Origin of the sequence: Pseudarthrobacter sp. C1 (assembly GCF_034720455.1) — a bacterium.
GTDB lineage: Bacteria > Actinomycetota > Actinomycetes > Actinomycetales > Micrococcaceae > Arthrobacter.
This window is the reverse complement of record NZ_JAYESK010000005.1, coordinates 233,647-260,644: the sequence shown is the minus strand read 5'-3', so window position 1 is coordinate 260,644 and position 26,998 is coordinate 233,647. Positions and strand designations below refer to the sequence as shown.

General features: G+C 67.5%; 24 protein-coding genes. 18 read left to right on the top strand and 6 right to left on the bottom strand.

Going from position 1 to position 26,998, the window contains the following annotated elements; genetic code table 11:
- The first annotated feature begins 1 nt into the window (after window position 1).
- Both U7114_RS10970 and U7114_RS10965 read left to right on the top strand, forming a co-directional pair.
- The gene (locus U7114_RS10970) at window positions 2-1,270 is read left to right on the top strand and encodes an alkaline phosphatase family protein (RefSeq protein ID WP_323057367.1); all 1,269 of its coding nucleotides are present in this window, start codon (window positions 2-4) and stop codon (window positions 1,268-1,270) included.
- Entirely contained in the window at window positions 1,263-1,988 is a 726-nt protein-coding gene (locus tag U7114_RS10965; RefSeq protein ID WP_321215958.1) for a thymidine kinase, read from the top strand. Before U7114_RS10970 ends, U7114_RS10965 begins: the two co-directional genes overlap by 8 nt.
- A gap of 39 nt (window positions 1,989-2,027) precedes the next feature.
- Here the strand turns inward: U7114_RS10965 and sepH are convergent, their stop codons facing one another.
- A complete protein-coding gene (gene sepH, locus U7114_RS10960; protein ID WP_323057365.1) occupies window positions 2,028-3,365 on the bottom strand; it encodes a septation protein SepH in 1,338 nt (445 codons plus the stop codon).
- A 212-nt stretch (window positions 3,366-3,577) separates the two neighbouring features.
- Between sepH and U7114_RS10955 the strand changes: the two genes are divergently transcribed.
- Window positions 3,578-3,877 (top strand): DUF4193 domain-containing protein, encoded by a 300-nt coding sequence (locus U7114_RS10955; protein ID WP_157238474.1) that lies wholly within the window; start codon window positions 3,578-3,580, stop codon window positions 3,875-3,877.
- Here the strand turns inward: U7114_RS10955 and U7114_RS10950 are convergent.
- Window positions 3,853-4,353: a DUF3093 domain-containing protein gene (locus tag U7114_RS10950; RefSeq protein WP_157238473.1), complete on the bottom strand. Its 501-nt coding sequence runs from the start codon at window positions 4,351-4,353 to the stop codon at window positions 3,853-3,855. The genes U7114_RS10955 and U7114_RS10950 overlap by 25 nt on opposite strands.
- 148 nt (window positions 4,354-4,501) lie before the next feature.
- On the opposite strand from U7114_RS10950, the gene dut reads away from it, so the two are divergent.
- From dut to U7114_RS10930, 4 genes are all read left to right on the top strand, one after another.
- Window positions 4,502-5,029, top strand: a complete 528-nt coding sequence (dut, locus tag U7114_RS10945) for a dUTP diphosphatase (protein ID WP_370460321.1) — start codon at window positions 4,502-4,504, stop codon at window positions 5,027-5,029.
- A gap of 104 nt (window positions 5,030-5,133) precedes the next feature.
- Window positions 5,134-5,847 carry a DUF3710 domain-containing protein gene (locus U7114_RS10940; protein ID WP_157238472.1) on the top strand — a complete coding sequence of 238 codons (714 nt, stop codon included), beginning with the start codon at window positions 5,134-5,136 and terminating at the stop codon, window positions 5,845-5,847.
- Window positions 5,840-6,223, top strand: a complete 384-nt coding sequence (locus U7114_RS10935) for a hypothetical protein (RefSeq protein WP_231754784.1) — start codon at window positions 5,840-5,842, stop codon at window positions 6,221-6,223. Before U7114_RS10940 ends, U7114_RS10935 begins: the two co-directional genes overlap by 8 nt.
- Window positions 6,220-7,008 (top strand): DUF3159 domain-containing protein, encoded by a 789-nt coding sequence (locus tag U7114_RS10930; protein WP_323057364.1) that lies wholly within the window; start codon window positions 6,220-6,222, stop codon window positions 7,006-7,008. Before U7114_RS10935 ends, U7114_RS10930 begins: the two co-directional genes overlap by 4 nt.
- A 21-nt stretch (window positions 7,009-7,029) precedes the next feature.
- On the opposite strand, the gene U7114_RS10925 is transcribed toward U7114_RS10930, so the two are convergent.
- Window positions 7,030-7,779, bottom strand: a complete 750-nt coding sequence (locus U7114_RS10925; RefSeq protein ID WP_321215960.1) for a potassium channel family protein — start codon at window positions 7,777-7,779, stop codon at window positions 7,030-7,032.
- Window positions 7,776-8,450, bottom strand: coding sequence for a potassium channel family protein (locus tag U7114_RS10920; RefSeq protein ID WP_104997563.1), 675 nt, complete (start codon window positions 8,448-8,450; stop codon window positions 7,776-7,778). The genes U7114_RS10925 and U7114_RS10920 overlap by 4 nt, the downstream gene beginning before the upstream one ends.
- A gap of 118 nt (window positions 8,451-8,568) precedes the next feature.
- On the opposite strand from U7114_RS10920, the gene U7114_RS10915 reads away from it, so the two are divergent.
- From U7114_RS10915 to U7114_RS10865, 11 genes are all read left to right on the top strand, one after another.
- Window positions 8,569-10,545, top strand: coding sequence for an APC family permease (locus U7114_RS10915; RefSeq protein ID WP_321215962.1), 1,977 nt, complete (start codon window positions 8,569-8,571; stop codon window positions 10,543-10,545).
- On the top strand, window positions 10,545-11,915 hold the full coding sequence (locus tag U7114_RS10910; protein WP_323057363.1) for a class I SAM-dependent RNA methyltransferase: 1,371 nt from the start codon (window positions 10,545-10,547) through the stop codon (window positions 11,913-11,915). The genes U7114_RS10915 and U7114_RS10910 overlap by 1 nt, the downstream gene beginning before the upstream one ends.
- 165 nt (window positions 11,916-12,080) lie before the next feature.
- Window positions 12,081-14,906, top strand: a complete 2,826-nt coding sequence (locus U7114_RS10905) for an aconitate hydratase (RefSeq protein WP_323057362.1) — start codon at window positions 12,081-12,083, stop codon at window positions 14,904-14,906.
- Between the two features lie 127 nt (window positions 14,907-15,033).
- On the top strand, window positions 15,034-17,007 hold the full coding sequence (dxs, locus tag U7114_RS10900) for a 1-deoxy-D-xylulose-5-phosphate synthase (RefSeq protein ID WP_321215964.1): 1,974 nt from the start codon (window positions 15,034-15,036) through the stop codon (window positions 17,005-17,007).
- Window positions 17,004-17,621 (top strand): DUF402 domain-containing protein, encoded by a 618-nt coding sequence (locus tag U7114_RS10895; protein ID WP_321215965.1) that lies wholly within the window; start codon window positions 17,004-17,006, stop codon window positions 17,619-17,621. Before dxs ends, U7114_RS10895 begins: the two co-directional genes overlap by 4 nt.
- Entirely contained in the window at window positions 17,618-18,178 is a 561-nt protein-coding gene (locus U7114_RS10890; protein WP_157238467.1) for a hypothetical protein, read from the top strand. Before U7114_RS10895 ends, U7114_RS10890 begins: the two co-directional genes overlap by 4 nt.
- Before the next feature lie 9 nt (window positions 18,179-18,187).
- Window positions 18,188-19,165, top strand: coding sequence for an aldo/keto reductase (locus tag U7114_RS10885; protein ID WP_321215966.1), 978 nt, complete (start codon window positions 18,188-18,190; stop codon window positions 19,163-19,165).
- An 8-nt stretch (window positions 19,166-19,173) separates the two neighbouring features.
- On the top strand, window positions 19,174-20,199 hold the full coding sequence (locus tag U7114_RS10880) for a nucleoside hydrolase (RefSeq protein ID WP_157238466.1): 1,026 nt from the start codon (window positions 19,174-19,176) through the stop codon (window positions 20,197-20,199).
- 162 nt (window positions 20,200-20,361) lie between these two features.
- Window positions 20,362-21,180 (top strand): ECF transporter S component, encoded by an 819-nt coding sequence (locus tag U7114_RS10875; RefSeq protein ID WP_157238465.1) that lies wholly within the window; start codon window positions 20,362-20,364, stop codon window positions 21,178-21,180.
- An 8-nt stretch (window positions 21,181-21,188) separates the two neighbouring features.
- Window positions 21,189-21,932, top strand: coding sequence for an energy-coupling factor transporter transmembrane component T (locus U7114_RS10870; protein ID WP_323057360.1), 744 nt, complete (start codon window positions 21,189-21,191; stop codon window positions 21,930-21,932).
- Between the two features lie 3 nt (window positions 21,933-21,935).
- Window positions 21,936-23,528, top strand: coding sequence for an ABC transporter ATP-binding protein (locus U7114_RS10865; RefSeq protein ID WP_323057359.1), 1,593 nt, complete (start codon window positions 21,936-21,938; stop codon window positions 23,526-23,528).
- A gap of 13 nt (window positions 23,529-23,541) precedes the next feature.
- On the opposite strand, the gene U7114_RS10860 is transcribed toward U7114_RS10865, so the two are convergent.
- Together U7114_RS10860 and U7114_RS10855 are read right to left on the bottom strand one after the other, a co-directional pair.
- Window positions 23,542-25,701, bottom strand: a complete 2,160-nt coding sequence (locus tag U7114_RS10860) for a 3-hydroxyacyl-CoA dehydrogenase NAD-binding domain-containing protein (RefSeq protein ID WP_323057358.1) — start codon at window positions 25,699-25,701, stop codon at window positions 23,542-23,544.
- A complete protein-coding gene (locus tag U7114_RS10855) occupies window positions 25,698-26,987 on the bottom strand; it encodes an acetyl-CoA C-acyltransferase (protein ID WP_323057356.1) in 1,290 nt (429 codons plus the stop codon). The genes U7114_RS10860 and U7114_RS10855 overlap by 4 nt, the downstream gene beginning before the upstream one ends.
- Window positions 26,988-26,998: the final 11 nt, after the last annotated feature.

Genomic DNA, 26,998 nt, shown 5'->3' with positions numbered 1-26,998 from the left:
GATGCCGGAAGAACGCCGCCTGACCATCCCCGCCGCAGTTACCCCGTCGCATGCCGCTCCAGTCCAGGCCGGCCGGACGGCCGACCTTCCGCCCGCCCCCGCCTACGGCCGGCGCTCCGTCGCGGATGTGCTGACCAGTGCCGCGGCCAGCCTGGGCCTCGATGGCTTCACCAATACGCTTGGCCTTCCTGCCGCGTCGCGTGTCTGCGTCGTGGTGGCCGACGGCCTGGGCCGGAACCTCCTGAAGCAGAAGTCCGCGCACACACCCTTCCTCAGGTCGGTCATCCAGGCCGGTCAGGGGGAAGTTCCCGTGTGGCTGGATTCGGCATTCCCCTCAACGACGGCCGCCGCTCTGGCATGTTTCGGTACCGGGCTGCCCCCCGGCCAGCACGGCATGGTGGGCTACGACGTGCTTGACCCGGAGCAGGACAAAGTGGTCAACATGCTCGGCAACTGGGACGCCGGGGTGGACCCCCTCGCCTGGCAGCCGTTCCCCACCGTGCTGGAACGGGCTGCAGGCCAGGCCGCCGTCACCACGGTCAGCCTTCCCCAGTTCGGCGATTCGCCCATGACCAGGGCTGCCCTGCGCGGCGGGACCTTCGTGGCCGGCACCACTTCCCACGCCCGGACTGAGGCCGCCGCCGAAGCCCTCGCCGTCCCCGGCCCGGCCCTGTTGTACTTCTACCTCAACGAGCTGGACAAGGCCGGGCACCGCTACGGCTGCCAGTCCGAATCCTGGGAGCACCAGCTTGAGGAGCTGGATGCCACCATGAAGCGGTTGAATGCCTCCCTGCCTGCCGGCACCACCATCCTGCTGACCGCGGACCACGGCATGCTGGATGTGCCGGAACAACAGCGCATCGACTTTTCAGCCGACCCGGCGCTGGTGGAAGGCGTCCGGCACACCGCCGGCGAACCGCGCATGGTGCACCTCTACCTGGAAACCGGAGCGGACGGCACAGGGCCCGACGCCGGCACACGCGAAAGGCTTCTCGCAGCCTGGCGCACCCGCTTCGGTACCCGCATCTGGGCCTTCACCAGGGAGGACGCCATTGCGGCGGGGCTCTTCGGCCCGGTTCGGCCCGCCGTCGAGGGCAGGATCGGCGACGTGATGATTGCAGCCCGCGATGAGCTGGCACTGTATGACACAAGGCGCGTCCGCCCCACGGCGATGGAAGTCGTGGGCCAGCACGGATCCCTGACCAAGGCTGAGCGGGAGGTCCCGCTGCTGTGCTTCACGGCAGGCGGCAGGAGCGTCCGCCGTGGCTGAACTCGTCTTCTTTTCGGGCACCATGGACTGCGGCAAATCCACCCTCGCGCTGCAGATGGATCACAACCACCGTGCCCGGGGCCGGGGCGGTGTGCGCTTCAGCCGCAACGACCGTGCCGGCGCATCCCGCATCTCCAGCCGGCTCGGCCTCGAAACCGACGCAGTGGAGGTGGCGGACGGCACGGACTTCTGGGAGGAAGTCATGCTGCGGCGCACCCAGGGCCAGCGCGTGGACTACCTGATTTGCGATGAGGCGCAGTTCTATACGCCGGAGCAGGTGGAACAGCTGGCGAAGGTCGTGGACGAGATCGACGTCGACGTTTTTGCCTTCGGTATTACCGCCGACTTCCGCACCAGGCTCTTCCCCGGCTCGCAGCGGCTGATCGAATTGGCGGACCGGGTGCAGGTTTTACAGGTGGAGGCACTGTGCTGGTGCGGCCGCCGGGCTACGCACAATGCAAGGACGGTGGACGGCGTCATGGTCACCGAAGGCGCCCAGGTAGTGGTGGGTGACGTCGACATGGCCGTTGACGGATCAGCGGCTCCGGCCGCAGGCCGCATTCCCGTGGTGGGCTACGAAACCCTCTGCCGGCGCCACTTCATGCGGCGGGTCACGGCCCATGGTGCCAACCTCATGGCTGAGCAGGACCAGCTGCTGCCGTTCGAGGTGGATGCGTGCCTGTGGCGCGGCACCGGCGGAACCGGGGCAGGCGCCTAAGCGTCCGGTGTCCAGCCGGCCGGCGCGCAGGCCGTGTACCTAGTCTCCGCGGGTCCCGAAGACTATCTCGTCCCAGGACGGAACGCTGGAGCGCTTGGGCCTCGAGGGCTGCCTTTCCGGTGCGCCCGTTTCCGGGAGCTGGCCGGTGGCAGGGGAGCTATCGTCAGTGCGCGGTGCCGGCCGGCGCGGGTTGCCGCCCAGCAGTTCGTCCAGTCCTGCTCCGCTGCCTGAGGCGCCGGTGCCGCGTGCCGCGTCAGGTTCCGCTGAACCGGAGGGGCGCTGGGGGGAGGCCACGATTGTTATCTCCCGGGTGTCTGTACTGACACCGTTGTGCAGCCGGAGGTTGTCTTCCACCGGGTCCGCGTGCGGGGGGATGAGGCTCAGCCGGGAAAGCATCGACGGGCGGGCATCCCGGCGCCGGATGAAGGAATCACCCTGGGCAGCCGGGGCACTGCCGGCGTCTTCCTCCGGCTCCGCCTCCTGTTCGTCTGCTTCCGGCGTGACCTCGGAGGGCCGGGGATGGGCAGCCGGCACGCCGTGCGTGAGGAGCAGGGCCAGGGCGTCGTCGGAATCCTCATCCACGCCAAGCCGCTGGCCCCGGCGTGAGCGCAGCATGTCCAGGAGGCCGTCGGATTCCTTTTCCTTGCCCGGCGCGTGGCCGGCATTGCCTGCCTGGCTTCCGGGAACGGCGTCGGCATCGGTCTCAAAGTCAAAGGGCCGGTCGGAAACGGCCGACAGCCGGCGGGCAGGAACGGGCCCGTCCAGGGGCTCCAGTTCGCTCAGTTGCTGGGCCCAGCGGTTGGCGTTCTGCAGCGACTTCCGTGCCGGGCTGAAGGTCCACAGTGCCGGGGGCTCCTCGCCTATGCCCGGAGTGGTGCCGTTCTTGGCTTCGAAAGTGGCCGAGACAGTCCAGGTCCCATCCTGGCGACGCCAGGAATCCCACTCCACCGTGGCCGGGTCGATGTCATGGGCGGCGAGCCGGTGCCCCACCATGTCATTCAGCGTGGCAGGGTTGTCGCCGAACGCGGACCGGTAGACGTCATGGCCGGGGGAAGGCGAGGCCACTTCCACTTTGCGGGCCTGCTGGGCCACGTACTCCCGTTCAGCAAGGACCGGCCCCTCATACCGTTCAACCTTGGCCAGCGGAAGCCCGGAAAGCTCGGCGACGTCGGCCGCAGTGGCACCGGCGCGTATCCGCGCCTGGATGTCCCGCGGGGACATCGGAACAGCTGGCCGCTCGGCCCGCGGCTTAACCGCAGGCCGGCTGGCCGTTCTCAGCGCTTCGTCGATCGGCAGCTGGAACATCTCGCCGCCGGCCCCGCTCAACAGGAGGTGAGTCCCGTCGTCGTGTACGCCTACAAGCCGTAGATCCTGCATACAAATCCTCCACCCTGGCATTACTATCACTCGAAACTTTGCCACCCGGGGGACGGGTTTTCCGTCAAGGGGCAGGGCGCGCCGCGATTTTCCGGGACAACGCTCGCAAATCCTCCGCCAGGCCCGGCCTTCACCGGGCACCAACCCGGCGCATCCCGCGTTATGAAGGGTGTTGTCCCAGACAATCGCACAGGAAGAAGGCCAGGGCCACGATGTCCACCGATTACGATGCGCCGCGCAAGTCCGAGGAAGACGCCACCGCGGACTCGCTGGAAGAGCTGAAGACGCGCCGGTCTGACAAACCGGTTGCGGTGGTGGATGAGGACGAAAGCGAGCTTGCCGCCGGCTTTGAACTGCCGGGCGCGGACCTCTCCGGCGAGGAGCTGGTGGTCCAGGTGGTTCCGGCCCAGGCTGACGAATTCACCTGCTCCTCGTGCTTCCTGGTACGGCACCGCTCCCAGATCGCCAGGGAGAAGGACGGCCGGTTCTACTGCAGGGACTGTGAGGGCTGAAGGGCTGCCGCCAGTTTGTCCGGGCGGCGGGTGGACGCCAGCCAGTACGGCGTCGGATCCGAGGGATCGGTGATGCCGATCTTGACGACGGGATCGATCCAGCCCCGGATGCAAAGGTAGGCCAGGCCGTTCAGCCGGGTGCCGCGTTCCGCCGTCGCTTCTTCACCGCGGAAGGGCTGGGCGGCACCCACGAAGCGGCGTTCAATGGTGGCCCGCCCCACGGTCAGGGTGTTTTCCGTGACCAGGATGGTGGGGGTGGAAAGGATCAGGAGGATGGCGATAATCGTGAAGAGAACCACCGCAGCCGTGTAGCCCGCAGCCGCGCTAATAGGTGCAAACACCAGGATTCCTGCACCTGAGATGCCCGCTGCGATGATCCAGATCCAGGCATTGGGCCACAGCTTTTCCCGGTAGACCACTGCGGCTTCGGATGATGGTGTGCCGGGAACGGGCGCGGCGGAACTGGATTCGGGCATGACGCAAGCTTTCCATCTTTCCCTGGCTATTTCATCCCGGCCGCTTCTGTCCCGGCGCCGGCGGCGCCTTCCCCGCAGCACAGTGCCTGCCCCCGGCAGGTGCCTGCGCCTAGGTGCGCGCGGCGGGCGCGGGTTAGAGTGAGTGACTGTGACTGATCATTCCGCAGCCGTAGACACCTTCACCGCAGAACCTGCCGGCCTGGCGCCGTCGGCCACAGCCCCCACACTGCAGGTCCAGCTGAAGATGCTGGATCCAGGCCTCGAGGCGCCCTCCTACGCGCACCCGGGCGACGCCGGCGCTGACCTTCGTGCCAGGGAGGACGTTGTCCTGCAGCCGGGGGAGCGCAAGCTGGTTCCCACGGGAGTGGCAATTGCCCTCCCTGACGGCTTCGTCGCCCTGATCCATCCGCGGTCGGGGCTTGCCACCAAACACGGGCTGACCATTGTCAACGCCCCCGGAACGGTGGATGCCGGATACCGGGGGGAAATAGCCGTCACCCTGCTGAACACCGACGCGAGCCAGTCCATTGAGCTGCACCGCGGCGATAGAATTGCGCAAATGGTTATCCAGCGTGTGGAGCACGCGCAGTTCATCCCCGTCAATGAATTGAGCGGGTCCGTGCGCGGTACGGGAGGCTTCGGATCCACCGGCGGTTTCAACCCGCCGGGGGCCTAAAGAACGATTTCCGTTCCCGCAGTCTTGCTGCCGGGCGCGTACAGCAGGACGGCGGGACCCCAACGGGCCGGACCGGCACATTTCACAACTAAGGAGACACCCCCATGGTCTTTGGGCTCGGCAGGAAAGCCAAGAAGGAACAGACAGCCGAACCGGACGACTCCCTGACCGCCGCGGAGGCTTCGGCCGACGCGGCGACCGCCACGGGCATCCGGGCAAACGGCCCGCTTGATGAATCCGAAATCACCAGCCGCGACGGCTACGTGGATCTGGGCGCGCTGCTGATCACGCCCAGCGAGGGTCTCCAGCTGCGCCTCGAGGTCGAGGAAGCCACCCAGCGCGTCGTGGCGGTCACGCTGGACCTCAACGGCTCCAGCCTGCAGCTGCAGGCTTTCGCCGCTCCCAAGACCGAGGGCCTGTGGGACGAGATCCGCGAGCAGATCGGCCAGTCCGTGGGTGCGCAGGGTGGCCAGGTGGAAGAGATCGACGGCAGCTTTGGAACCGAACTCGTGGCCAAGTTGCCTGCGGGGCTGCCTGACGGCAGCCAGGGTTACCGCGTGGCCCGCTTTGTGGGCGTTGATGGTCCGCGCTGGTTCCTTCGCGGAGTCCTGGGCGGACCGGCGGCCCTTGAACGTGAAGCGGCCGAGCCGCTGGAGGCGCTGTTCCGGCAGGTTGTGGTGATCCGCGGGGGCAGCCCCATGCCGCCCCGTGACCTGCTGCAGCTGCGCCTGCCCAAGGACACGGCCACAACGCCTCCTCCGCCTGCCCCCGCTCTTGGGGAACCGGAACGTGGTCCGGAAACCACACAGATTGGCTGACGCGGCCCCCGGGGACGGGCTCCAGCCCCGCCCTGACGTTCTCTCCCTGGACGAGCTTCCGGACAAGGGCCGCGTCGTCTGCCAGGGACGCATTGAATCGGTGACGTACCTCCCGGCGGACCAGGCACCTGCGTTCACCGCCATTGTTTCCGACGCCGAGCCGGGCCGGGCCGAACCAGGCAGGAGAGTCTCCGGCCAGGCCGGCCAGTCCAAGGCACATGGCAGGCTCCGGGTTGTATGGCTGGGGCGCCGCCGCGTGCCGGGCATCGAAGCCGGCGCCCGGCTCCGGCTTGAAGGAATGCTTTCCCGCAGCCAAGGCCTGCCCACCATGTTCAACCCACGCTACGAAATACTGTCCCGCCAGGAGAACGAATGACCGAGCCCCAGCCCGACCCGTCCTCCGGGCCCCCAAACCACGGCACCCCTGAGCGTGATGGAAGGCAGGGACCGGCCCGGGAGCCGTCACCGGTGGCCGGCCTTGCGGCGGAGTACGCGGCCAAGGCCGGGCTGCACCGGACACACGACGGCCGGGTGGACGTCCTGCGCAGCGCCGGCGGTGTCCAGGGCATTGCCGAAAGCATCGTGCCCGGGCTTATGTTCCTGGTGGCCTTCACCGCCACCAGGGAGCTGACGCTGTCCCTGGTGGCGGCACTGGCTTCCGCCGCGGTGTTCACCGTGGTCCGGCTGGTCCAGCGGCGCCCGCTCACCCAGGCGCTGGCCGGTGTGGTGGGCGTAGGCATCTCGGCCTGGCTCGCAAACAGCACCGGCAAGGCGGAGGACTTCTACCTCCCCGGTTTCTTCACCAACGCCGGCTACATCCTGGCGATGGTGCTGTCCATCTTCCTCAAATGGCCGGTGGCCGGCCTGCTCTTCGGATTCATCCGGAACGAGGGCCTTGACTGGCGCAAGGACGCGGTCCGGGTCAGGGCCTACCAGCTTGGCACCTGGATCATCGTTGCGGTCCTGGCGCTTCGGCTCGTGGTGCAGGTTCCGCTCTACCTCATGGGTCCGGACGGGCTTGCGGCGCTGGCCACCACCCGGCTGATCATGGGCGCGCCCCTGTACATCCTGGGTGTCTGGATTGCCTGGCTGGTGACCCGGCCGGCCGCCGTCGACGCCGGCACGGACTCCAACGGGGAGGACGCGGGCCTGAAAGCCTGACGCATCGACGGCCGGATCGTCCTAGCCGTCGAAGCCGTCGTCCTCGGGCGCCTGCTGGGCGGTCCTGGCGCCGGCCGGCAGCGGAGCGTCCGCCTCGCCGGCCGTATCAAGGGCGTCAGGCGCCAACAGGGCGCGCAGGTGGTCCTCAGCTGCAATGGTGGTGACGAAGAACAACTCGTCTCCGCCGTCGATCACGTCGTCCCGGCTCGGCGTGATGGGTGCATGATCACGCAGGATGGCCACGAGGGTTGAATCCTCCGGCCACCGGATGTCGCCGACCGTTTGGCCGATCACGTGCGAGTCGTGCGGCACGGTGAACTCCACGAGGGAAGAAACGCCGGTCTGAAGGGTGAGCAGCCGGACCAGGTCGCCGATCTCCACGGCTTCCTCGACGAGGGCGGTCATGAGCTGCGGAGTGTTGACGGCGACGTCAACGCCCCAGGAATCGTTGAACATCCAGTCGTTCTTGGGGTTGTTCACCCGCCCCACGGTGCGGCCCACCCCGAATTCGGTCTTGGCAAGCAGGGAAACCACCAGGTTGACCTTGTCATCGCCGGTGGCTGACACCACCACGTCTGCGTCTTCCACTTTGGCTCCCTGCAGCGTGCTCAGCTCACAGGCGTCGCCCACCAGCCAGTGTGCGCCGCGGAGGCCGCTGCGTCCAATGACCTCCGGCTTGAGGTCGATCAGGAGGATCTCATGCTTGTGCGCCAGCAGTTCCCTGGCGATGGACGAGCCGACGCTGCCGGCACCCACAATCACGACTTTCACTGGTACTCCTTGGCGGGTGCTTTGGCGAGGATATGGGCTACCTGGGCGCTGCGGTCAACCTGCAGCATCGCGTGCACGGTATCGCCGTCCTGGTAGGCGGTGGCAGCGTCCGGCAGGAGTCCCTCACCAAAACGGGTCAGGTAGGCCACCCGGATAGCGGCGGCTTTCTCAATGGTGCTCACCCGTTGTCCGATCCAGCTGGCGTCGAGATCGAGTTCGGCGAGCACCAACCGTCCGGACGGCTCCCGGAAATCGCCTGCGAGGTGCTGTTCGGGCAGGATACGCCGCAGTACCTGGTCCGCGCTCCAGCGCACGGCCGCAACTGTGGGAATCCCAAGGCGCTGGTAAATCTCGGCACGGCCGGGATCATAGATGCGGGCCACAACGTGGGGGACGTGGAACGTTTCCCTGGCCACCCGGGTGGCCAGGATGTTGGAGTTGTCGCCGCTGGAAACGGCGGCGAACGCGTACGCTTCAGCCACGCCGGCCTGTTTCAGGGTGTCCCGGTCGAAGCCGACGCCCGTGACTTTGCGTCCGGTGAATCCTTGCCGGAGCCTGCGGAAGGCGCGGTCGTCCTGGTCGATGATGGCCACGGAATGCCCGGCGTCCTCCAGCGTGTGCGCCAGCGTTGCCCCTACCCGGCCACATCCCATGATCACGAAATGCGCCACGGTCTCTCCTCTGTATTCCTGTCAAGGTCCTGCTGCTAGAACTCTACCGCCAGCGTGCCGGCTCCCGTTGTCCCCGGTCCGTCATGACATCGTCCGGGAATCAGACTAGCTTTGTGGGGTGTTGACAATATTGAACGCCGTCAAGCGTGTGCTGGTGGGCCGGCCATTTCGAAATGACCGGCTGGCCCATACGCTGCTTCCCAAGCGGATCGCACTTCCGGTCTTCGCCTCCGACGCACTTTCCTCCGTAGCCTATGCCCCGGACGAGATCCTGCTGACGCTGGCGCTGGCGGGCGTCAGTGCGGTGGCGTTCTCGCCGTGGGTGGGCGTGGCGGTGATGGTGGTCCTGCTGACGGTGGTGGCCTCCTACCGGCAGAACGTGCACGCCTATCCTTCCGGCGGCGGCGACTACGAGATCGCCGGTGAGAACCTGGGCAGGTACGCAGGCCTCACCGTGGCCTCTGCGCTGCTGGTTGACTACGTCCTGACCGTGGCGGTGTCCATCTCCTCCGCCGCCACGTACCTCACCACCGCCGTCCCGTCGCTGCACGGCAATCAGGCCGCCATAGCCACTGTCGGCGTCGTCATCCTTGCCCTGGTGAACCTGCGCGGAATCAAAGAGGCCGGCACCCTCTTCGCCATCCCCACCTACATTTTTATGGCATCCATCCTGGGCATGACGGCGGTGGGACTGTTCCAGGCGGCAACCGGGCAGCTGGGCCAGGCGCCCTCCGCTGCCTTCACGATCGTCCCGGCCCCCGGTTTCGACGAGGGCCTTGTGGGCCTCGCCGGCGCCTTCCTGCTGCTGCGGGCCTTTTCCTCGGGCGCCGCGGCGCTCACCGGCGTCGAAGCCATCAGCAACGGAGTGCCCAACTTCCGCCCGCCGAAGAGCAAGAACGCCGCCACCACCCTGCTGCTGCTGGGCGTCATCGGCGCCACCATGCTGGCGGGCATCATCTACCTGGCCAACGCCACCAAGGTGCACATCGTCCTGGACCCGGCCACCGAGTTCCTGCTAAACGGCAACCCCCTGCCGGAGGGGTACATCCAGAACCCTGCCATCAGCCAGATCGCCCAGACCATCTTCGGCCCGGGATCCATACCGTTCTACATCGTGGTGGCGGCCACCGGCGTGATCCTGGTGTTTGCCGCCAACACCGCCTTCAACGGCTTTCCGGTGCTGGGCTCCATCCTCGCCCAGGACGGCTACCTGCCGCGGCAGCTGCGCACCAGGGGTGACAGGCTGGCCTTCAGCAATGGCGTTCTGGCCCTCGCCGCAGGCGCGCTGGTACTGATCATCGCCTTCAACGCGGACGTCACCAAGCTCATACAGCTCTACATCGTGGGTGTCTTCATCTCATTCACCGCCAGCCAGCTGGGGATGATCCGGCACTGGGGGCGGCAGCTCAAGCTGGCCAAGGACAAGGCAGTCCGGCGCCGGATGGCCAAGTCCCGCGTCATCAACAGCATCGGCTTCGGCATGACGGCCACGGTCCTGGTCATCGTGCTGGTCACCAAATTCGAGCAGGGCGCCTGGATTGCCCTGCTCGCCATGGTCATCCTGTTCCTCATCATGTGGAGCATCAGGGCGCACTACGACAACGTGGCCAGGGAACTGGCCGTGGACGAGGACTCTTCGCCGCGCGCCCTTCCCACCAGGGTGCACGCCGTCCTGCTGGTGTCCCATGTGCGCAAGCCCGTGCTGCGGGCGCTGGCGTACGCCAGGGCCTCCCGGCCGTCCCGGCTTGATGCGGTGACAGTGGACATCGATGCCGAAGAAACCGCGCAGACCGTGGCTGACTGGGAAAAGCTCGAGATTCCGGTGCCGCTGACCGTGCTGGCCAGTCCGTACCGGGAGACGGTCACGCCCATCATGGAGTACGTCAAACACATGCGGAAGGATTCCCCCCGCGACCTGATCGTGGTCTACATCCCCGAATACGTTGTGGGCAAGTGGTGGGAGCAATTGGTCCACAACCAGACGGCCCTGCGCATCAAGACCCGGCTGCACTTTGAACCCGGCGTCATGGTGGCGAGCGTCCCCTGGCAGTTGAAATCATCCGAAGAAGCGAAAAACCTGCAGGACGTCCAATAATGGCAAACACCGAAACACAGCCGCCCCTGACCGGAGAAGCAGGCAGGGAAGTAGTGCTCGACGTCGGCCCGGTGGCCCACGGCGGCCACTGCGTTGCCAGGCACGAGGGCCGGGTGATTTTCGTCAGGCACGGCATTCCGGGGGAAAAGGTGCGGGTGCGGCTGACGGATGCGGAGGAAAAGGCCAAATTCTGGCGGGCGGACGTCGTCGAGGTCCTTGAAGCCTCTCCGGACCGCGCGGACCACTTCTGGCACCTGGCCGACTCAGCGCGGGCCTGGAGCCACGGACACCCCCCGGTGGGCGGAGCCGAGTTCGGCCACATCACCCTTGCCCGCCAGCGCAGCCTCAAAGCGGAAGTGCTTGCCGAACAGCTCAGGCGGCTCGCCGGCGTCGACCAGCTGCCCGCGGGCGCCGGGAGCGTGGAAGCCGTGGGCGGAACGGCCGACGGCGGGGACGGCCTTGGGTGGCGCACGCGCGCGGGCTTTTCGGTCACCCCCGGCGGCAAGCTGGGCATGCACGCACACCGTTCCACGCACATCGTTCCGGTCCGGGAGATGCCGCTCGCTTCGGAGGCAATCAACAACCTGCGCCTCTGGGACATCGATTTGCAGGGCATCGAGCGCGTGGAAGTGGCAGCCCCGGCCAACGGTTCCCGTCCGCTGGTGCTGCTGGCGCCAGGTCCGGGAACCAAGCCCAAGCGGCTTAGCGCCATCGCAGCCCAGTTGCCCGGCGAGGTGTCCGTAGCCACTTTCGACCCCGCTACCGAGGCCGTGCAGCAGCTTCGCGGCCGCACGTGGGTGCAGGAATCAGCGGCCGGGCACGACTACCGGGTCACCGGCGCAGGGTTCTGGCAGATCCACCGCGACGCGCCCGGGACCCTTGTGGGGGCTGTCACAGAATTCCTCCGCGGCGGGGGCTTCCTCCACCCCGGGGCCGTTGTTGCCGACCTCTACGCGGGGGCCGGGCTCTTCACCGCAGTCCTGGCTGACGCAGTGGGGGAGACAGGGTCCGTCCTGTCCGTGGAAGGTGCCGCCGGAACCAGCCGGGATGCACGGAAGAGCCTGCACGGGGCGCCCCAGGTGGAGATCGTCCAGGGCAGGGTGGAGCGCGTGCTCCGCCAAAAACCGCGGAGTTTTGACGCCCTGGTCCTGGACCCGCCACGGGCGGGGGCAGGGAAGGCAGTGGTGAGCCAGCTTGTTGAGGCCAGCCCCCGCGCCATTGCCTACGTGTCCTGTGATCCGGCGTCGTTCGCCCGGGACGTGGGGTACTTCCGCCAGGCGGGATGGGGGCTGTCAGGCCTCCGGGCCTTCGATCTCTACCCCCATACCCACCACCTGGAGACTGTGGCGCTGCTGGCGCCCCTTCCGTGATGCCACTGCCGTTTTCGACTACGATGGCCGTAGTAGTCCCACGTCGCGCTCCGTAATCACGGCCGGCCGTGTGCAATTTTCGGGCCCGAAACTAATTAGGGCTTCCTAACTAGCAGGCGGTCAACCGCGCGACAAAGATGAAACTGTTGCGAGAGGAGTCCTGCGATGAGCACTGTGGACAGCTTCGGTTCAAAAGGCAAACTTAATGTAGCCGGAACCGAATACGAAATTTTCCGGTTGAACTCCGTTGAAGGTGCAGAAAACCTTCCGTTCAGCCTCAAGGTATTGCTTGAAAACCTGTTGAGGACCGAGGACGGCGCGAACATCACTGCCGATCACGTCCGCGCCTTGGCAGGCTGGGATCCCAACGCCCAGCCCGATACAGAAATCCAGTTCACGCCTGCACGCGTGATCATGCAGGACTTCACCGGCGTCCCCTGCGTGGTGGACCTGGCGACAATGCGTGAAGCGGTCAAGGAACTGGGCGGCGACCCCAAGCGGGTGAACCCCCTGGCGCCCGCCGAGATGGTCATTGACCACTCGGTCCAGATCGATGCCTTCGGCAACTCCGGCGCACTGGAGCGCAACATGGAGATCGAATACCAGCGCAACGGGGAGCGTTACCAGTTCCTGCGCTGGGGCCAGACCGCATTCGACGACTTCAAGGTGGTTCCCCCGGGAACCGGCATCGTCCACCAGGTCAACATCGAATACCTGGCACGCACCGTCATGACCCGCGAAGTGGACGGCGCGCTCCGTGCGTACCCGGATACCTGCGTGGGCACCGACTCGCACACCACCATGGTCAACGGCCTGGGCGTGCTCGGCTGGGGCGTCGGCGGCATCGAAGCCGAGGCCGCCATGCTGGGCCAGCCCGTCTCCATGCTGATCCCGCGTGTTGTGGGCTTCAAGCTGAGCGGATCCATCCCGGCGGGCGCCACGGCTACCGACGTGGTGCTGACCATCACCGAGATGCTCCGCAAGCACGGCGTGGTGGGCAAGTTCGTGGAGTTCTACGGCGAAGGCGTGGCCGCTGTGCCGCTGGCCAACCGCGCCACCATCGGCAACATGAGCCCCGAGTTCGGTTCCACCGCGGCCATGTTCCCGATCGACGACGTCACCCTGGACTACCTGCGCCTTACCGGCCGCTCGGAGCAGAACGTTGCCCTCGTGGAGGCTTACGCGAAGGAACAGGGCCTCTGGCACGATCCTTCCCGCGACATCAAGTTCTCCGAGTACCTGGAACTGGACCTGTCCACGGTTGTTCCGTCCATCGCAGGCCCCAAGCGCCCGCAGGACCGCATCGAACTGACCGAGGCCAAGGACGAGTTCCGCCACGACCTCAAGAACTACGTTTCCCACGATGCCAACGCCGGTACCCTGGACGAATCGCTGGAGGAGTCCTTCCCGGCCTCCGATTCGCCCTCCTTCACGGCCGGCGCCACGCACATCTCCGACACCGACCGGGAGCCCCCGAAGTACTCGGCAGGCCACGGGGCAGCGGGCCGCATCTCCCAGCCTGTACCGGTCAAGACGGCTGACGGCCGCGAGTTCGAGCTGGACCACGGTGCAGTCACCATCGCCTCCATCACGTCCTGCACCAACACGTCCAACCCGTCGGTCATGCTGGCCGCCGCGGTACTGGCGCGCAACGCCGTGGACAAGGGCCTGACCTCCAAGCCGTGGGTCAAGACCTCCGTCGCCCCCGGCTCGAAGGTTGTCACCGACTACTACGAGAAGTCCGGCCTGACGCCCTACCTGGAGAAGCTCGGCTTCTACATCGTGGGCTACGGCTGTGCCACCTGCATCGGCAACTCCGGCCCGCTGGAAGCTGAAGTGTCGGAAGCCATCCAGGCCAACGACCTCGCCGTTGCTGCTGTCCTCTCGGGCAACCGCAACTTCGAAGGCCGCATCAACCCGGACGTCAAGATGAACTACCTGGCCTCCCCGCCGCTGGTCATCGCCTACGCCCTGGCCGGTTCCATGGACTTCGACTTCGAAACCGACGCCCTGGGCAAGGACCAGGCCGGCAACGACGTCTTCCTCAGGGACATCTGGCCCAACCCGGTTGAGGTCCAGCAGGTCATCGATTCCTCGATCGACAAGGACATGTTCGCCAGGGGCTACGAAGGCGTCTTCGAAGGCGACCACCGCTGGAAGGCGCTCGACACTCCCGCCGGCGATACCTTCGCCTGGGATCCGAGCTCCACTTACGTCCGGAAGCCCCCGTACTTCGAGGGCATGCAGGCGAAGCCGGAGCCGGTCAAGGACATCACGGGCGCCCGCGTGCTCCTGAAGCTGGGCGATTCGGTCACCACCGACCACATCTCCCCTGCCGGATCGTTCAAGTCCGACACCCCTGCCGGCCAGTACCTGCTGGCCAACGGCGTGGAGCGCAAGGACTTCAACTCCTACGGTTCCCGCCGCGGCAACCACGAGGTGATGATCCGCGGAACGTTCGCAAACATCCGCATCAAGAACCAGATCCTGGACGGCGTCGAGGGTGGCTTCACCCGCGACTTCACCCAGGAGGGCGGCCCGCAGGCCTACGTCTATGACGCCGCGCAGAACTACCAGGCGGCCGGCACCCCGCTGGTGGTCCTGGCCGGCAAGGAATACGGTTCCGGTTCCTCCCGCGACTGGGCTGCAAAGGGTACCGCCCTGCTGGGCGTCAAGGCCGTCATCGCCGAGAGCTACGAGCGCATCCACCGCTCCAACCTCATCGGCATGGGCGTCCTGCCGCTGCAGTTCCCGGCCGGCGAGTCCGCTGCGACCCTGGGCCTTTCCGGTACGGAGACGTTCTCGGTTGAGGGCGTCACCGCCCTGAACGAGGGCACCACGCCGAAGACCCTCAAGGTCACCGCAACTGCCGAGGACGGCACCTCGACGTCGTTCGACGCCGTCCTGCGCATCGATACCCCGGGTGAAGCGGACTACTACCGCAACGGCGGCATCCTGCAGTACGTGCTGCGCCAGATCTCCGCCAACTAGCGGGTTCCGCCAGCAGGCACCACCTCCCGAAGCCCCGGCCGGTCACCGACCAGCCGGGGCTTCGGCTTTGCATTTGAGCCGACGCGTTAGAGTTAAACGGCACGTCTACCATCCGAAGGAGGGGTCATTGGGAATCTTGGACACCATCCGGAATCCGCAGGACCTGAACGAGTTGTCCGAAGAACAGCTAAAAGAGTTGGCTTCGGAGATCAGGGAGTTCCTGATCACGAACGTCTCCCAGACAGGCGGCCACCTCGGACCAAACCTCGGCGTGGTGGAACTGACGCTGGCCGTGCACCGCATCTTCGATTCGCCGCGTGACAGCATCGTTTTTGACACCGGCCACCAGTCGTACGTCCACAAGCTCCTAACGGGGCGCCAGGACTTCAGCACCCTGCGCCAGGAGGGCGGCCTCTCCGGCTACCCGTCCCGCGCGGAGTCCGCACATGACATCGTGGAGAGCTCGCACGCCTCCTCCTCGCTGTCCTGGGCCGACGGCATCTCGCGCGCCCGGCAGCTGACCGGCGAAGGCGACCGGCACGTCGTCGCCGTCGTGGGCGACGGTGCCCTGACCGGCGGCATGGCCTGGGAAGCCATCAACAACATCGCCGCGGACAAGAAGCGCCGCGTTGTCATTGTGGTCAATGACAACGGCAGGTCCTATGCTCCCACCGTGGGCGGCTTCGCGGACTACCTGGCCTCGCTGCGCCCCACCATTGACTCCTTCCGCGCCACCCCCGCCTACGAACGGGCGCTGGACTGGTGGAAGAAGAAGCTGCAGAGCGGTGGACCCGTGGGCCAGTTCACCTACAAGAGCCTGCACGCCATGAAGAAGGGCATCAAGGACTGGTGGGCGCCGCAGGGGATGTTCGAGGACCTGGGCATGAAGTACATCGGCCCGGTGGACGGCCACAACCTCCAGGCGATGGAGCACGCCCTCGCCACGGCCAGGCACTACGCCGGCCCGGTGATTGTCCATGCCATGACCGAAAAGGGCCACGGCTACGCCCCGGCACGCGCCCACGAGGCTGACCAGTTCCACGCCGTCGGCATCATCGACCCCGAAACCGGCGAGCCCACCGGAACTGCCGGGGCACAGTCCTGGACGTCTGTATTTGCCGACGAGATCGCCGCCATCGCGGATGAGCGGAAGGACGTCGTGGGCATTACCGGCGCGATGCTCATCCCCGTGGGGCTGCACAAGTTCGCTGCCCGGCACCCGGACCGGGTGATCGACGTCGGAATCGCCGAACAGCATGCCCTCACCTCCGCCGCCGGCATGGCGTTCGGCGGCCTGCATCCGGTGGTCGCCGTCTACGCCACCTTCCTCAACCGCGCCTTCGACCAGCTCCTGATGGACGTTGCCCTTCACAAGGCAGGCGTCACGATCGTCCTGGACCGCGCCGGGGTCACCGGGCCGGACGGCGCCAGCCACCACGGCATGTGGGACATGGCCATGGTCCAGATCGTTCCCGGCCTCCACCTGGCCGCGCCTCGCGACTCCACCAGGCTGCGCGAGGAACTCCGCGAGGCAGTGGCGGTCAGCGACGCCCCCACGGTGGTCCGCTTCTCCAAAGGCTCCGTTGGCGCCGAAGTGGAAGCGCTGGAACGCCTCAGCGACGGCGTGGACGTGCTGGCCCGCAGGCCTAGCGGCTCAACCGAGAACGATGTCCTGATCATCAGTGTGGGCGCCATGTCCGAACTCGCGCTGGATGTGGCCAACCGGCTTGGCGCGCAAGGCATCAGCACCACGGTGGTGGACCCGCGCTGGGTCCTGCCCGTGCCGCGCTCCATTGTTGCACTGGCGTCCCACCACCGCCTGGTCATCTGCATCGAGGACGGCGTCCGTGCCGGCGGCGTCGGCTCACGGATCCGCCAGGAAATGCGCGCATCAGGCGTGGACACCGCCCTGAACGAGGTGGGCCTGCCGGTCGAATTCCTGGACCACGGCACCCGCGGGCAGATCCTCGAACGCGTGGGCCTGACGGCCCAGCAGATCACGCACGACGTCGTCGCGCAGGTTCTCGGGACAAAGGTCCCGTTTGCCCGTCCGTTGCCCGGCCAGCAGCACCCCACCACCGGCAGCCTTCCGATTCTGTGAGGGAAGAAGACGCACTGAAGTACCCGGGTGCAGTGGGGGAGTCCGGGCGGCCCATGCACACCACCACCACCCGGGTTCCCGCCGGGCTGAAGCCTGGCCAGCTGGTAGTGGCCAGGAACAGGAAATGGAACGGCAAGGCGCACTGGGTGGTGCCGGGGCGCTACCTGGGCGAAGACGAACACGGGTGGTGGATCTTCCAGGGAACCAATGAGTTCTGCTCCAGGCCCGGTGCGGCGTTCTACACCAAATCCGACGCCGTGCTGCTGGTTCCGCGCTCCGGCGACTGGGTTGCCACGTTCTACGATGACGTACACCCGAACCAGGTCCGGGTGTACGTGGACTTGGCTGTGGGCCACGAGTGGACAGTCATCCGGCCCGCCGTCACCGAGTTCCATGTGATTGACATGGACCTGGATGTCATCCGCACCGAAGACCGCGGCGTGTTCATCGATGACCAGGACGAGTTCGCCGAGCACAGTATCTCCATGCATTACCCGGACCGGCTGGTGGCGGACATCCAGAATGCCGCAGACCAGCTTTACCATGCCGTCAAGGCGCAACAGGCTCCGTTCGACGGCACTGACGTCGCATGGTTCACAGAGGGACGAAAATGAGCGGAATTGTCAGGGTCTACAAGCGCGACGACGAGGGCACCCTCCACTTCCGGGAGGCCTGGTATGACGGGGACTACAGCCAGTTCGTCATGAACTACGGCGCGGTGGGGCACCAGAGCAAAACGGAAGAGACCGACGTACCCGATGCGGAGGCAGCCGAGGGGCTCCTGGACGCCTTCGCGGCCCAGTGCGCCGAGGACGGCTACGCCGAAATCCCCGACGAGGAGCAGTTCTGGGTGGTAGCCCAGTTCGCACTCAAAACCAGGGAAGGCACGGACCGGGACCGCTACCTCGAAGAGAAGGCAACGGACGCCCTCATCAGCCACCTCGCCTGGCGTGGACTGGGAACCGTGGAGCGTTCCGGGTTCACGGATTACAAGCTGAACATCTTCTGCCTTTGCCCCGACGTGAACAAGGCCGTCAACGCCATCAAGGTCTGCACCCGCGGCGAGGACCTGGACTTCACCAAGCTGAGCATCGGGGCCGCCCCGTACAACGAGCCCGAGCACTTCAAGCTCAAGCACTCAGCCAAGCCCGCCACCGGCTTCAGCCTTTAGGAGCATCCCGTGACCGCGTACCGCCGCGTCGGCAAATCCGGCCTGACCGTCTCCACCGTGGGCCTGGGCTGCAACAACCTTGGCCGCGCCAACACCGTCACCGAATCCCAGGAAGCCACGGACGCCGTCGTCCACGCCGCACTCGACGCCGGAATCACCCTGTTCGACGTCGCAGACACCTATGGCCGGGAACCCGGCCTCAGCGAAACGATGCTGGGCAGGGCCCTCGGCAGCCGGCGCCCCGACGTCGTCCTTGCCACCAAGTTCGGCATGGACATGAAAGGCGCCAGCGGGCCGGACTTCGGCGCCCGAGGCTCCCGCCGCTACATCATCCAGGCGGTGGAGGCGTCGCTGCGGCGGCTGGGCACCGACTGGATCGACCTCTACCAGTTCCACACTCCGGATCCGCTGACCCCCATTGACGAAACCCTGTCCGCGCTGGACACGCTCGTCACCAGCGGCAAGGTCCGCTACCTCGGGCACTCCAACCGCGCCGGCTGGCAGATCGCCCAGGCCGAGTACGTCGCCCGCGAACTCGGCGGCGCGCGGTTCATCTCCACCCAGAACCACTACAACCTCCTGGACCGCCGGGCCGAACTCGAGGTGACCCCGGCCGCCGAGGAGTTCGGACTGGGCGTCCTGCCCTACTTCCCCCTCGCCAACGGCCTGCTGACCGGCAAGTACTCGCCCGGCCATGCCCCGGAGGGCTCCAGGCTCAGCCACACCCGCACGCACCTCGTCCACGACGCCGACTGGGACCAGCTGGACAGGTTCAGCCGCTTCGCCGGGGACCGCGGCCTGAACGAAGTCCAGGTTGCGTTCTCCTGGCTGGCCGCCCAGCCCTCGGTGGCCAGCGTCATCGCCGGGGCCACCCGGCCTGAGCAGGTGCGCCAGAACGCGGAAGCAGCGGACTGGGTTCCTTCTGACAAGGACCTTGCCGAGCTGGACGATATCTTCCCCGCAGCGCCCAAGGTGGCGCTCTTCTAGGAAACGACATGACCGCCTTCCTGCTGGATGTGGACACCGGCATCGACGACGCCCTGGCACTCGCGTACCTTGCCGCCCTCCCGGACACCGAGTTTGTCTCGGTCACGGCCACCCCCGGAAATGTGGACGCGGACCAGGTGGCCCGCAACACCCTGGCACTGCTGGAACTCTGCGGACGCCCCGGTGTGGAAGTGGCGGTCGGCGCGCGCGGACCACTGGCCATACCGTTGCTGACCACCCCGGAAACGCACGGCCCGCAGGGCATCGGGTACGCGGTCCTGCCGGAACCGGCCGGCGCTGTGTCGGCGCGCCACGCCGTCGATCTGTGGGTTGACCACGCACGCAACCGGCCGGGGGAGCTCACGGCCCTGATCACCGCGCCCCTGACCAACTTCGCGCTGGCCCTGCGGCAGGAACCCAGGCTGCCCGAGCTGCTGGCAAAGGTTGTGATCATGGGCGGAAGCTTCTACCACCAGGGCAACACCACGCCCACGGCGGAGTGGAACACGCACGTGGATCCCCACGCGGCCAAGGAAGTCTATGCCGCCTTCCGCGGGCAGCCGCCGGAGAAACTGCCGGTGGTCTGCTCGCTGGACACCACTGAGCGGATCGAGCTGCACCCGGCGCACGTCCAGCAGCTGGCCGAGGCGGCCGGCGCGACAGTTCCCGAGCTGGTGCTGCCCGGCCAGCCCGAAGGACAGCGCAGCACCTCGGACAACAAGCTCATCAGGCACCTGTCCGATGCCCTGCGGTTCTACTTCGAATTCCACCGCCACTATGACCAGGGATACCTGGCCCATGTCCACGACTTCTTTGCCGCTGGCGTGGCCGCGGGCACCCTGGAGTTCCAGGCACTGCCCGCCACCGTCGACGTCGAGACCGGGTCTCCGCTCCTGATGGGCACCACCGTGGCGGACTTCCGGGGACTGTGGGGCATTCCGCCCAATGCCAGGGTGGTGACGGCGAACCAGCCCGAAGCCGCCTTCCGGGAACTGGTGTCCGCCGTCGGGAGCATGGCCCGGCGCCTGGGCTGAGCGCCCCCGAAACCTCGCTGGGCCGCGCAAAACTGCCGCGGTAGAATGGTTCGCGTCCGGCCCGGCCACACGCCGCCGGCTGCTGCCGAGGTGACATAGGCGGCGCTCCGCCCGGCCCGGGAACTCCGGGCCACCCGCGCCCCGCACCCTGAAGGAACCTCCATGTCATCGCACTCCCTGACGTTGCCGTCCCCGGCGCCCGCCGCTGCCCGCAGGCGCCGGCTGCTGGAAATCCTCGGCGCCCTGGCCATCGCCGGCACCTACGTCTACCTGGTGCTGAACCAGCCTGCAGACATCACCGGGGGACCAGGCAGCGCGTCCGCCCTGATCGCCCTTTCCGGCTTCCTCGTCGGCGCCGTGCTGCTGATTGTCGCCGTCCTGCCCACGCTGCCGGCCTCCACCGTGGTGCTGATCCCCGTGGCGCTGGTGCTGAACATTGTGCTGGGCCAGTTCGTAGGCAGCACCCTGGTCCCGTTCTACCTTGACACCATCGGCACGGTCCTCATCGCGGTGCTGGCCGGCCCGGCGGCGGGCGCGGCGACCGGTGCACTGAGCAGCATTGTCTGGTCCTTCTTCAACCCCACCGTGCTGCCGTTCGCCGCCGGGGCCGCACTGATCGGCTGCCTTGCCGGCCTCGCCGCCCGCCATGGAATGTTCCGCCGCTTCTACCTCGCCCCCGTGGCAGGGTTCGTCACCGGCATCATCGGCGGCGTGGTGTCCGCGCCGGTGGCGGCCTTCGTCTTTGGCGGCACGTCCGGCGTGGCCACCGGTGCCATCGTCAGTGCCTTCCGCGCCATGGGCGACACCCTCCTGGCCGCCATCACCAAACAGGCGCTCATCTCCGACCCCATGGACAAAGCGATTGTGTTCACCGTGGTGGCCATCCTGGCGTACGCGCTTCCGCGCCGCGCACGGCTGCAGTTCCCGTTCATCCGCCGGCACCGCGTGCTGGCCGGGAAGATGCCGGAACAGGGTTCCTGACCAGTCTGATGCGCCTCCACCCGCTGACCTCGCTGGCAGCCGCCGGCAGTACGGCGGCCATTACGACGGCGGCAGCCAGTTTGCCGCTGTCCCTCGCCGTCGTGGCGGCGGCCGCCGTCGTGTCGGCCCGCGCGGGTACGGCGCGCAGGATGCTCCCGGCCGCCGCTGCTGTCCTGCTCCCGCTGGGGCTGTCCCTGCTGGTCCTGCATGGGCTGTTCTTTCCCGAGGGCCGGACCGTCCTGGTGCAGTGGGGGCCGGCCCGCGTCACCGCGGAGGGGCTTTCCTTTGCCGTGGAACGGGCGGCACAGCTGGGAGCGGTAATCCTTGCGCTCCTGGTGTTCTCCTTCAGTGTCAGCGTTCCGGACCTGGTGGCGGCGTTGTCCGCACGCGGCGTCCAGGGCCGGTTCGCTTTCGTGCTGGCGTCCACCCTCACCCTGCTGCCGGCCATCACCTCCAGGGCGGAGGGGATCCGGCAGGCCCAGGAATCCCGCGGCCTGGTGATCCGGCGCGGACTCCTGCACCGCGTGGCGGCCTTCCGCCGCCAGGCGGTCCCGCTGGTCCTGTCCCTGGTCGAGGACGCCGGAACCCGTGCAGCGGCGCTGGAGTCCCGCGGCTTCAGCAACCCGGGACCCCGGACCAGCTACCGCGTTGTACCGGATTCCCGACTCCAGCGCGTGTTCCGGGTTGTCCTGCTGGTGGCCTCCGCTGCGGCTGTCGGTGCCCGGCTCTGGTTTGCCGCGGAGGGGACCTAGGACATGGCTGGCGGCCGGAACGCCCTTGAAACCGCCGGACCGATACTCTCGGCCGGCATCAGGACCTTCACTTTCCATGACGACGCCGCCCCGGTCCTGCACGGGGTGGAGCTCGCCTTCGTCCCCGGAACGTTCACCGCTGTGCTTGGACCGTCGGGAAGCGGTAAATCCACCCTGGGCCGGGTGCTGGCCGGCTGGCTTCCGCCCGGAAGCGGGGGAACCCTCCATGGCTTCCTGGAGCTCGCGGGTACCCGCCTGCAGTTCGGCGGCGGCGGGGATCCACGCATCAATCCCGCGGAATGGGGACGCCAGGTCGGGTTTGTTCCCCAGGATCCAGCCGCCGTCCTGTCCACGGTGCGGGCCACGGTGGCCGAAGAACTCGCGTTCGGCCTCGAGAACAGGGCGGTGGAGCGCACCGCCATGAAGTCCACGGTGGAACGTACCGCCGCGCTCCTGGGACTCACGGACCTCCTGGACCATCACCCCGCCCGGCTTTCCGGCGGCCAGCTGCGCCGGCTTGCCATTGGCTGCGCCATCGTCACGGAACCTCGGGTGCTGATCATGGACGAGCCCTTCGCTTCGCTGGACAGCGCCGGCACCGCCGGACTGGCACAGCTGGTGCGGGACCTCGTCAGGCGCGGCACCGCCGTCGTGATCCTCAGCCAGGTGGTCGATACGCCGCTCCTTGACGCCGGGACGTGGCATGTTGTGGTGGACGGCAGGGTAACGGCCAGCGGCACCCCTGCCGAACTGCATCCGGGCTCCGGCCTGCTGCCGTCGGGCATCCGGCGCCCCGGCAGCCTGCCGGAAGGAAAGGATGCGGCACGGCCCCGCGGAGCAGCGCGCCCGGCCGTGCCAGCCAGTGTGCCGCCTGGCACGGCACCAACCGTCCCGGTGCTGGAACTCCGCGGCGTCTCCTTCGACTACCCGGATGGCGGGAGGAAGACCCCTCGCCGCACGCGGCCGGGAGGCGGTCCCGGCCCCGCCAGGCAACCGCGGGTGCTGCGGGACGTCAACCTGGCGGTCAACCCCGGGGAGATCGTGGCAGTGACCGGCCCCAATGGTGCAGGGAAATCAACGCTGCTGCGCCACCTCAACGGACTGCTGCGGCCCGCCTCCGGGCAGGTCCTCGTCCGTGGCTCGGACATAGCCGGGACGCCGGCCGGCGTGGTGGCCCGATCAGTGGGCCTGCTGTTCCAGCAACCCCGGGACCAGCTGTTCGAGCGGACCGTACTCCGTGAGGTGCGCTTCGGCCTGGACAGCCTCTTCCGGCCCGGTGAGGCGGCCGGCCGGGCCCTCGAGGCGCTGGCCGCCGTCGGCCTGGCAGGGGCTGCCGGTGAGCACCCCGCCGAACTGCCCGCGTCCAGCCAGCGCCTCCTTGCCCTGGCCACGGTCCTTGCCCGCAAACCCGCGGTCCTGGCCCTGGACGAACCCACCGTGGCGCTCGACGGCGACGGCCTGGCCCTGCTGGACGCTGCGGTGCGTTCCGCGGCAGGGGAGGGCGCCGCCGTCGTGCTGGTCACGCATGACCTCGCCTATGCCCGGTCAATGGCACACCGCGGTGTGGAGCTCGACGGCGGCCTGCTGGCCGGGTGATCCGGCCGGCTGATCAGGCCGGGCGGGACGCCGCTCCCGGCGGCAGGAAGCGCCTGCCGTTGACGCGTTCGGAGGCACCCACCCGGTCAAGGTACGGGGTGATGCCGCCGAGGAACATGGGCCATCCGGCGCCCAGGATCATGCAGAGGTCAATGTCCTCCGGCCCTGCAACCACGCCTTCTGCGAGCATGAGGCCGATTTCCTCCGCGAGGGCGTCCTGGGTGCGCCGCAGCACCTGCTCCGCCGTGGAAGGGGAGGTGCCGAAGGACATCAGCGCCAGCGTGGACTGCGGGATCTCCTTCGAGCCGTCCGGGCCGGCCGCCCAGAGGCCCTTCACGCCGTTGTCGATGAGCTTTTGCAGGTTGGCGGATACCGTGAAGCGTTCGCCGAAGGCGGCGTGGAGCGATTCCTGCACGTGCTGGGCCACGGGAAGCCCCACCATGGCGCCCAGTGTGAAGGGCGTCATCGGCAGGCCCATGGGCCGCAGGGCGTTGTCGGCCACTTCAGCCGGGGTGCCTTCGTCAAAGGCGGCCGTCACTTCACCCATCAGCCGCAGCAGGATCCGGTTGACCACGAACGCCGCGGCATCCTTGACCAGCACGGCAGTCTTTTTGAGGCCCTTGGCCAGCTCAAACGCGGTGGCGAGGACGGCGTCGTCGGTCCGCGGGGCACGGACGATTTCCAGCAGCGGCATGACGGCCACGGGGTTGAAGAAATGGAAGCCCACCACGCGCTCCGGGTGCTTCAGGTCTTCCGCCATGGCCGTGACGGACAAGGAAGAGGTGTTGGTTGCCAGGATGCAGTCCGGGGTAACGATCTCTTCCAGTTCCGCGAAGACCTGTTTCTTGACGTTGAGTTCTTCGAAGACCGCTTCGATCACAAAGTCGGCGTCCGCGAAAACCTCCTTGGACACCGAGCCCGTGACCAGTGCCTTCGTCCGGTTGGCGGCGTCCTGGCTGATGCGTGCCTTGCCCAGCAGCTTGTCCACCTCAGCATGGACATAACCCACGCCCTTGTCCACCCTGGCCTGGTCGATGTCCGTCATCACCACGGGGACCTTGAGCTGGCGGGCGAACAGCAGGGCCAGCTGGCTGGCCATCAGGCCGGCGCCAACAACTCCCACTTTTGTGACCGGGCGGGCCAGCTTGCGGTCCGGGGCCCCGGCCGGCCGCTTGGAGCGCTTCTGGACCAGGTCAAGGAACGCGTAGACGGTGGCGCGGAATTCATCGGTCTGCATGAGTCCGGCCAGCGTTTCGCATTCAAGCGCGGCGGATTCGGCCTGGGTCATGGTGCGGTTCGCCTCGAGGAGGTCCAGGACCTTTTCGGGGGCGGGCGCTGCATTGGAGGTCTTGGCCTCCACGAAGGCCCGCCCGGCCGCGACCGCACCGGCCCACCTGGCGGCAGTTTCGGGTTCGGAAGGGTCGACGGCGTTGGCTCGTTCCGGGATGACGTCGCCGGAGATGACTCCCGCCGCCCAGGCCAGGGACTGCTCCAGGAAATCGGCCGGTTCGAAGATGGCGTCGGCCATGCCGAGGCTGAATGCCTGGGGGCCGGTCAGCGTCCGGTTGTTGCTGAGCGGGTTTTCGATCATCACCTTCACGGCGTTTTCCGGCCCGATGAGGCGGGGCAGGATGTAGACACCGCCCCAGCCCGGGACCAGTCCGAGGAAGGCTTCCGGCAATGCCAGTGCCCCGGCTCCGGTGGACACGGTGCGGTAGGTGGACTGCAGCGCGATTTCGAGGCCGCCGCCCAGGGCTGCGCCGTTGATGAAGGCGAAGCTGGGGACTCCAAGGTTGGCCAGGGTTGCGTAAACGTCGTGGCCCAGCTGCGCCATCCACAGCCCGTGCTCGCGTTCTTCGAGGTTCTTGACGGCGGAAAGGTCGGCGCCGGCCACGAGGTAGTAGGGCTTGCCCGTTACTCCGACGCCGACGATCTCACCGCGGCCGGCGCGCTCGCGAAGGCCCTCCAGCACCGTGCCGAGCTCCACCAGGGTGTTGGGTCCCAGCGTGGTGGGCTTGGCGTGGTCCAGGCCGTTGTCCAGGGTGATGAGCGCGAACGTGCCGGGGCTGGGCTTGCCCGCCGGAGCGGGCAGTTCGATGTCCTGGACGTAGGAGTGCGTGACGGTCTCGTTCGGGAACATTTCTGCAAGCTTGGTGAAATCTGCGGCGCTCATGCGGCTCCTTCGGAAGCGGTTTCGGTGGCGGCGGAGCCCCCGGGCCGGGCTCCGCTGTTGTCTGTGTATTCCGGGTGATGCGGGTTTTCCCAGATCACGGTGGCTCCCATGCCGAGGCCGACGCACATGGTGGTGATGCCGTACCGGACGGAGTGGTCCTCCTCGAACTGCCGGGCGAGCTGGGTCATCAGCCGAACACCGGACGAGGCCAGGGGGTGGCCCACGGCGATGGCGCCGCCGTAGCGGTTGACCCGGGGGTCGTCGTCGGGAATGCCGAAATGGTCCAGGAAGCTGAGCACCTGCACGGCAAAAGCTTCGTTGATTTCAAAGAGGCCGATGTCCGCGATGGTGAGCCCCGCATTCTTCAGCGCCTTCTCGGTGGCCGGCACGGGCCCGATGCCCATGACCTCTGGTTCAACACCCGCGTACGCGTAGCTGACCAGCCGCATTTTGACCGCCAGTCCCAGCTCGGCGGCAGCCTCGGCGGACGCCAGGACTGCTGCGGTGGCGCCGTCGTTCAGGCCTGCGGCGTTTCCGGCGGTGACGCGGCCGTGGGCCCGGAACGGGGTGCGGAGGCCGGCGAGGTCGGCCAGGGAGGTGCCTGGCCGCGGCGGTTCGTCCGCGGTGTTCAGTGTCCAGCCCTGGCCGGGCTTCAGGGCCGCAACGGGAACCAGGTCCGGCTGGATGCGGCCGTTGCGGCGGGCATTCTCGAACTTGGCCTGCGAGGCGACGGCGTAGGCATCTGTTCGTTCCTTGGTGATCGCCGGGAAGCGGTCGTGCAGGTTCTCGGCCGTGTTCCCCATGTTGAGCGCGGCCGGGTCCACCAGCCGCTCTGACATGAACCGCGGATTCGGGTCGGCGCCTGAGCCCATGGGGTGGTTGCCCATGTGTTCCACGCCCCCGGCCACCACAACGTCGTACGCCCCGAAGCTGATCCCTCCGGCCACGGCGGTCACCGCGGTCATGGCTCCGGCGCACATGCGGTCAACGGCAAAGCCGGGAACCGTCCTGGGCAGTCCGGCAAGCAGGGCAGCCGTCCGGCCAAGGGTGAGGCCCTGGTCTCCGGTCTGGGTGGTTGCCGCAATGGCCACTTCATCGATCCGCGCGGGCGGCAGGGACGGATTCCGCCGCAGCAGCTCGCGGATGCACTTAACTATCAGGTCGTCAGCCCGGGTGCCGGCGTAGATGCCCTTGTCCCCGGCCCTGCCGAATGGTGTGCGGAGGCCGTCCACAAAGACGACGTCCCGGACAGTGCGCATGGATGCGCCGCTTCCCTGGTGGCTCACGTATAACTCCT

What these genes read in the sequence shown, in the direction of transcription:
- U7114_RS10955 (WP_157238474.1), top strand. Translation starts at nt 3,578, where the DNA reads ATGTCCACCGATTACGATGCGCCGCGCAAGTCCGAGGAAGACGCCACC.
- U7114_RS10910 (WP_323057363.1), top strand. Translation starts at nt 10,545, where the DNA reads ATGGCAAACACCGAAACACAGCCGCCCCTGACCGGAGAAGCAGGCAGG.
- U7114_RS10950 (WP_157238473.1), bottom strand. Translation starts at nt 4,353, where the DNA reads ATGCCCGAATCCAGTTCCGCCGCGCCCGTTCCCGGCACACCATCATCC.
- U7114_RS10865 (WP_323057359.1), top strand. Translation starts at nt 21,936, where the DNA reads ATGGCTGGCGGCCGGAACGCCCTTGAAACCGCCGGACCGATACTCTCG.
- U7114_RS10905 (WP_323057362.1), top strand. Translation starts at nt 12,081, where the DNA reads ATGAGCACTGTGGACAGCTTCGGTTCAAAAGGCAAACTTAATGTAGCC.
- U7114_RS10880 (WP_157238466.1), top strand. Translation starts at nt 19,174, where the DNA reads ATGACCGCCTTCCTGCTGGATGTGGACACCGGCATCGACGACGCCCTG.
- U7114_RS10970 (WP_323057367.1), top strand. Translation starts at nt 2, where the DNA reads ATGCCGGAAGAACGCCGCCTGACCATCCCCGCCGCAGTTACCCCGTCG.
- sepH (WP_323057365.1), bottom strand. Translation starts at nt 3,365, where the DNA reads ATGCAGGATCTACGGCTTGTAGGCGTACACGACGACGGGACTCACCTC.
- U7114_RS10860 (WP_323057358.1), bottom strand. Translation starts at nt 25,701, where the DNA reads ATGAGCGCCGCAGATTTCACCAAGCTTGCAGAAATGTTCCCGAACGAG.
- U7114_RS10875 (WP_157238465.1), top strand. Translation starts at nt 20,362, where the DNA reads ATGTCATCGCACTCCCTGACGTTGCCGTCCCCGGCGCCCGCCGCTGCC.
- U7114_RS10940 (WP_157238472.1), top strand. Translation starts at nt 5,134, where the DNA reads ATGGTCTTTGGGCTCGGCAGGAAAGCCAAGAAGGAACAGACAGCCGAA.
- U7114_RS10930 (WP_323057364.1), top strand. Translation starts at nt 6,220, where the DNA reads ATGACCGAGCCCCAGCCCGACCCGTCCTCCGGGCCCCCAAACCACGGC.
- U7114_RS10890 (WP_157238467.1), top strand. Translation starts at nt 17,618, where the DNA reads ATGAGCGGAATTGTCAGGGTCTACAAGCGCGACGACGAGGGCACCCTC.
- U7114_RS10870 (WP_323057360.1), top strand. Translation starts at nt 21,189, where the DNA reads ATGCGCCTCCACCCGCTGACCTCGCTGGCAGCCGCCGGCAGTACGGCG.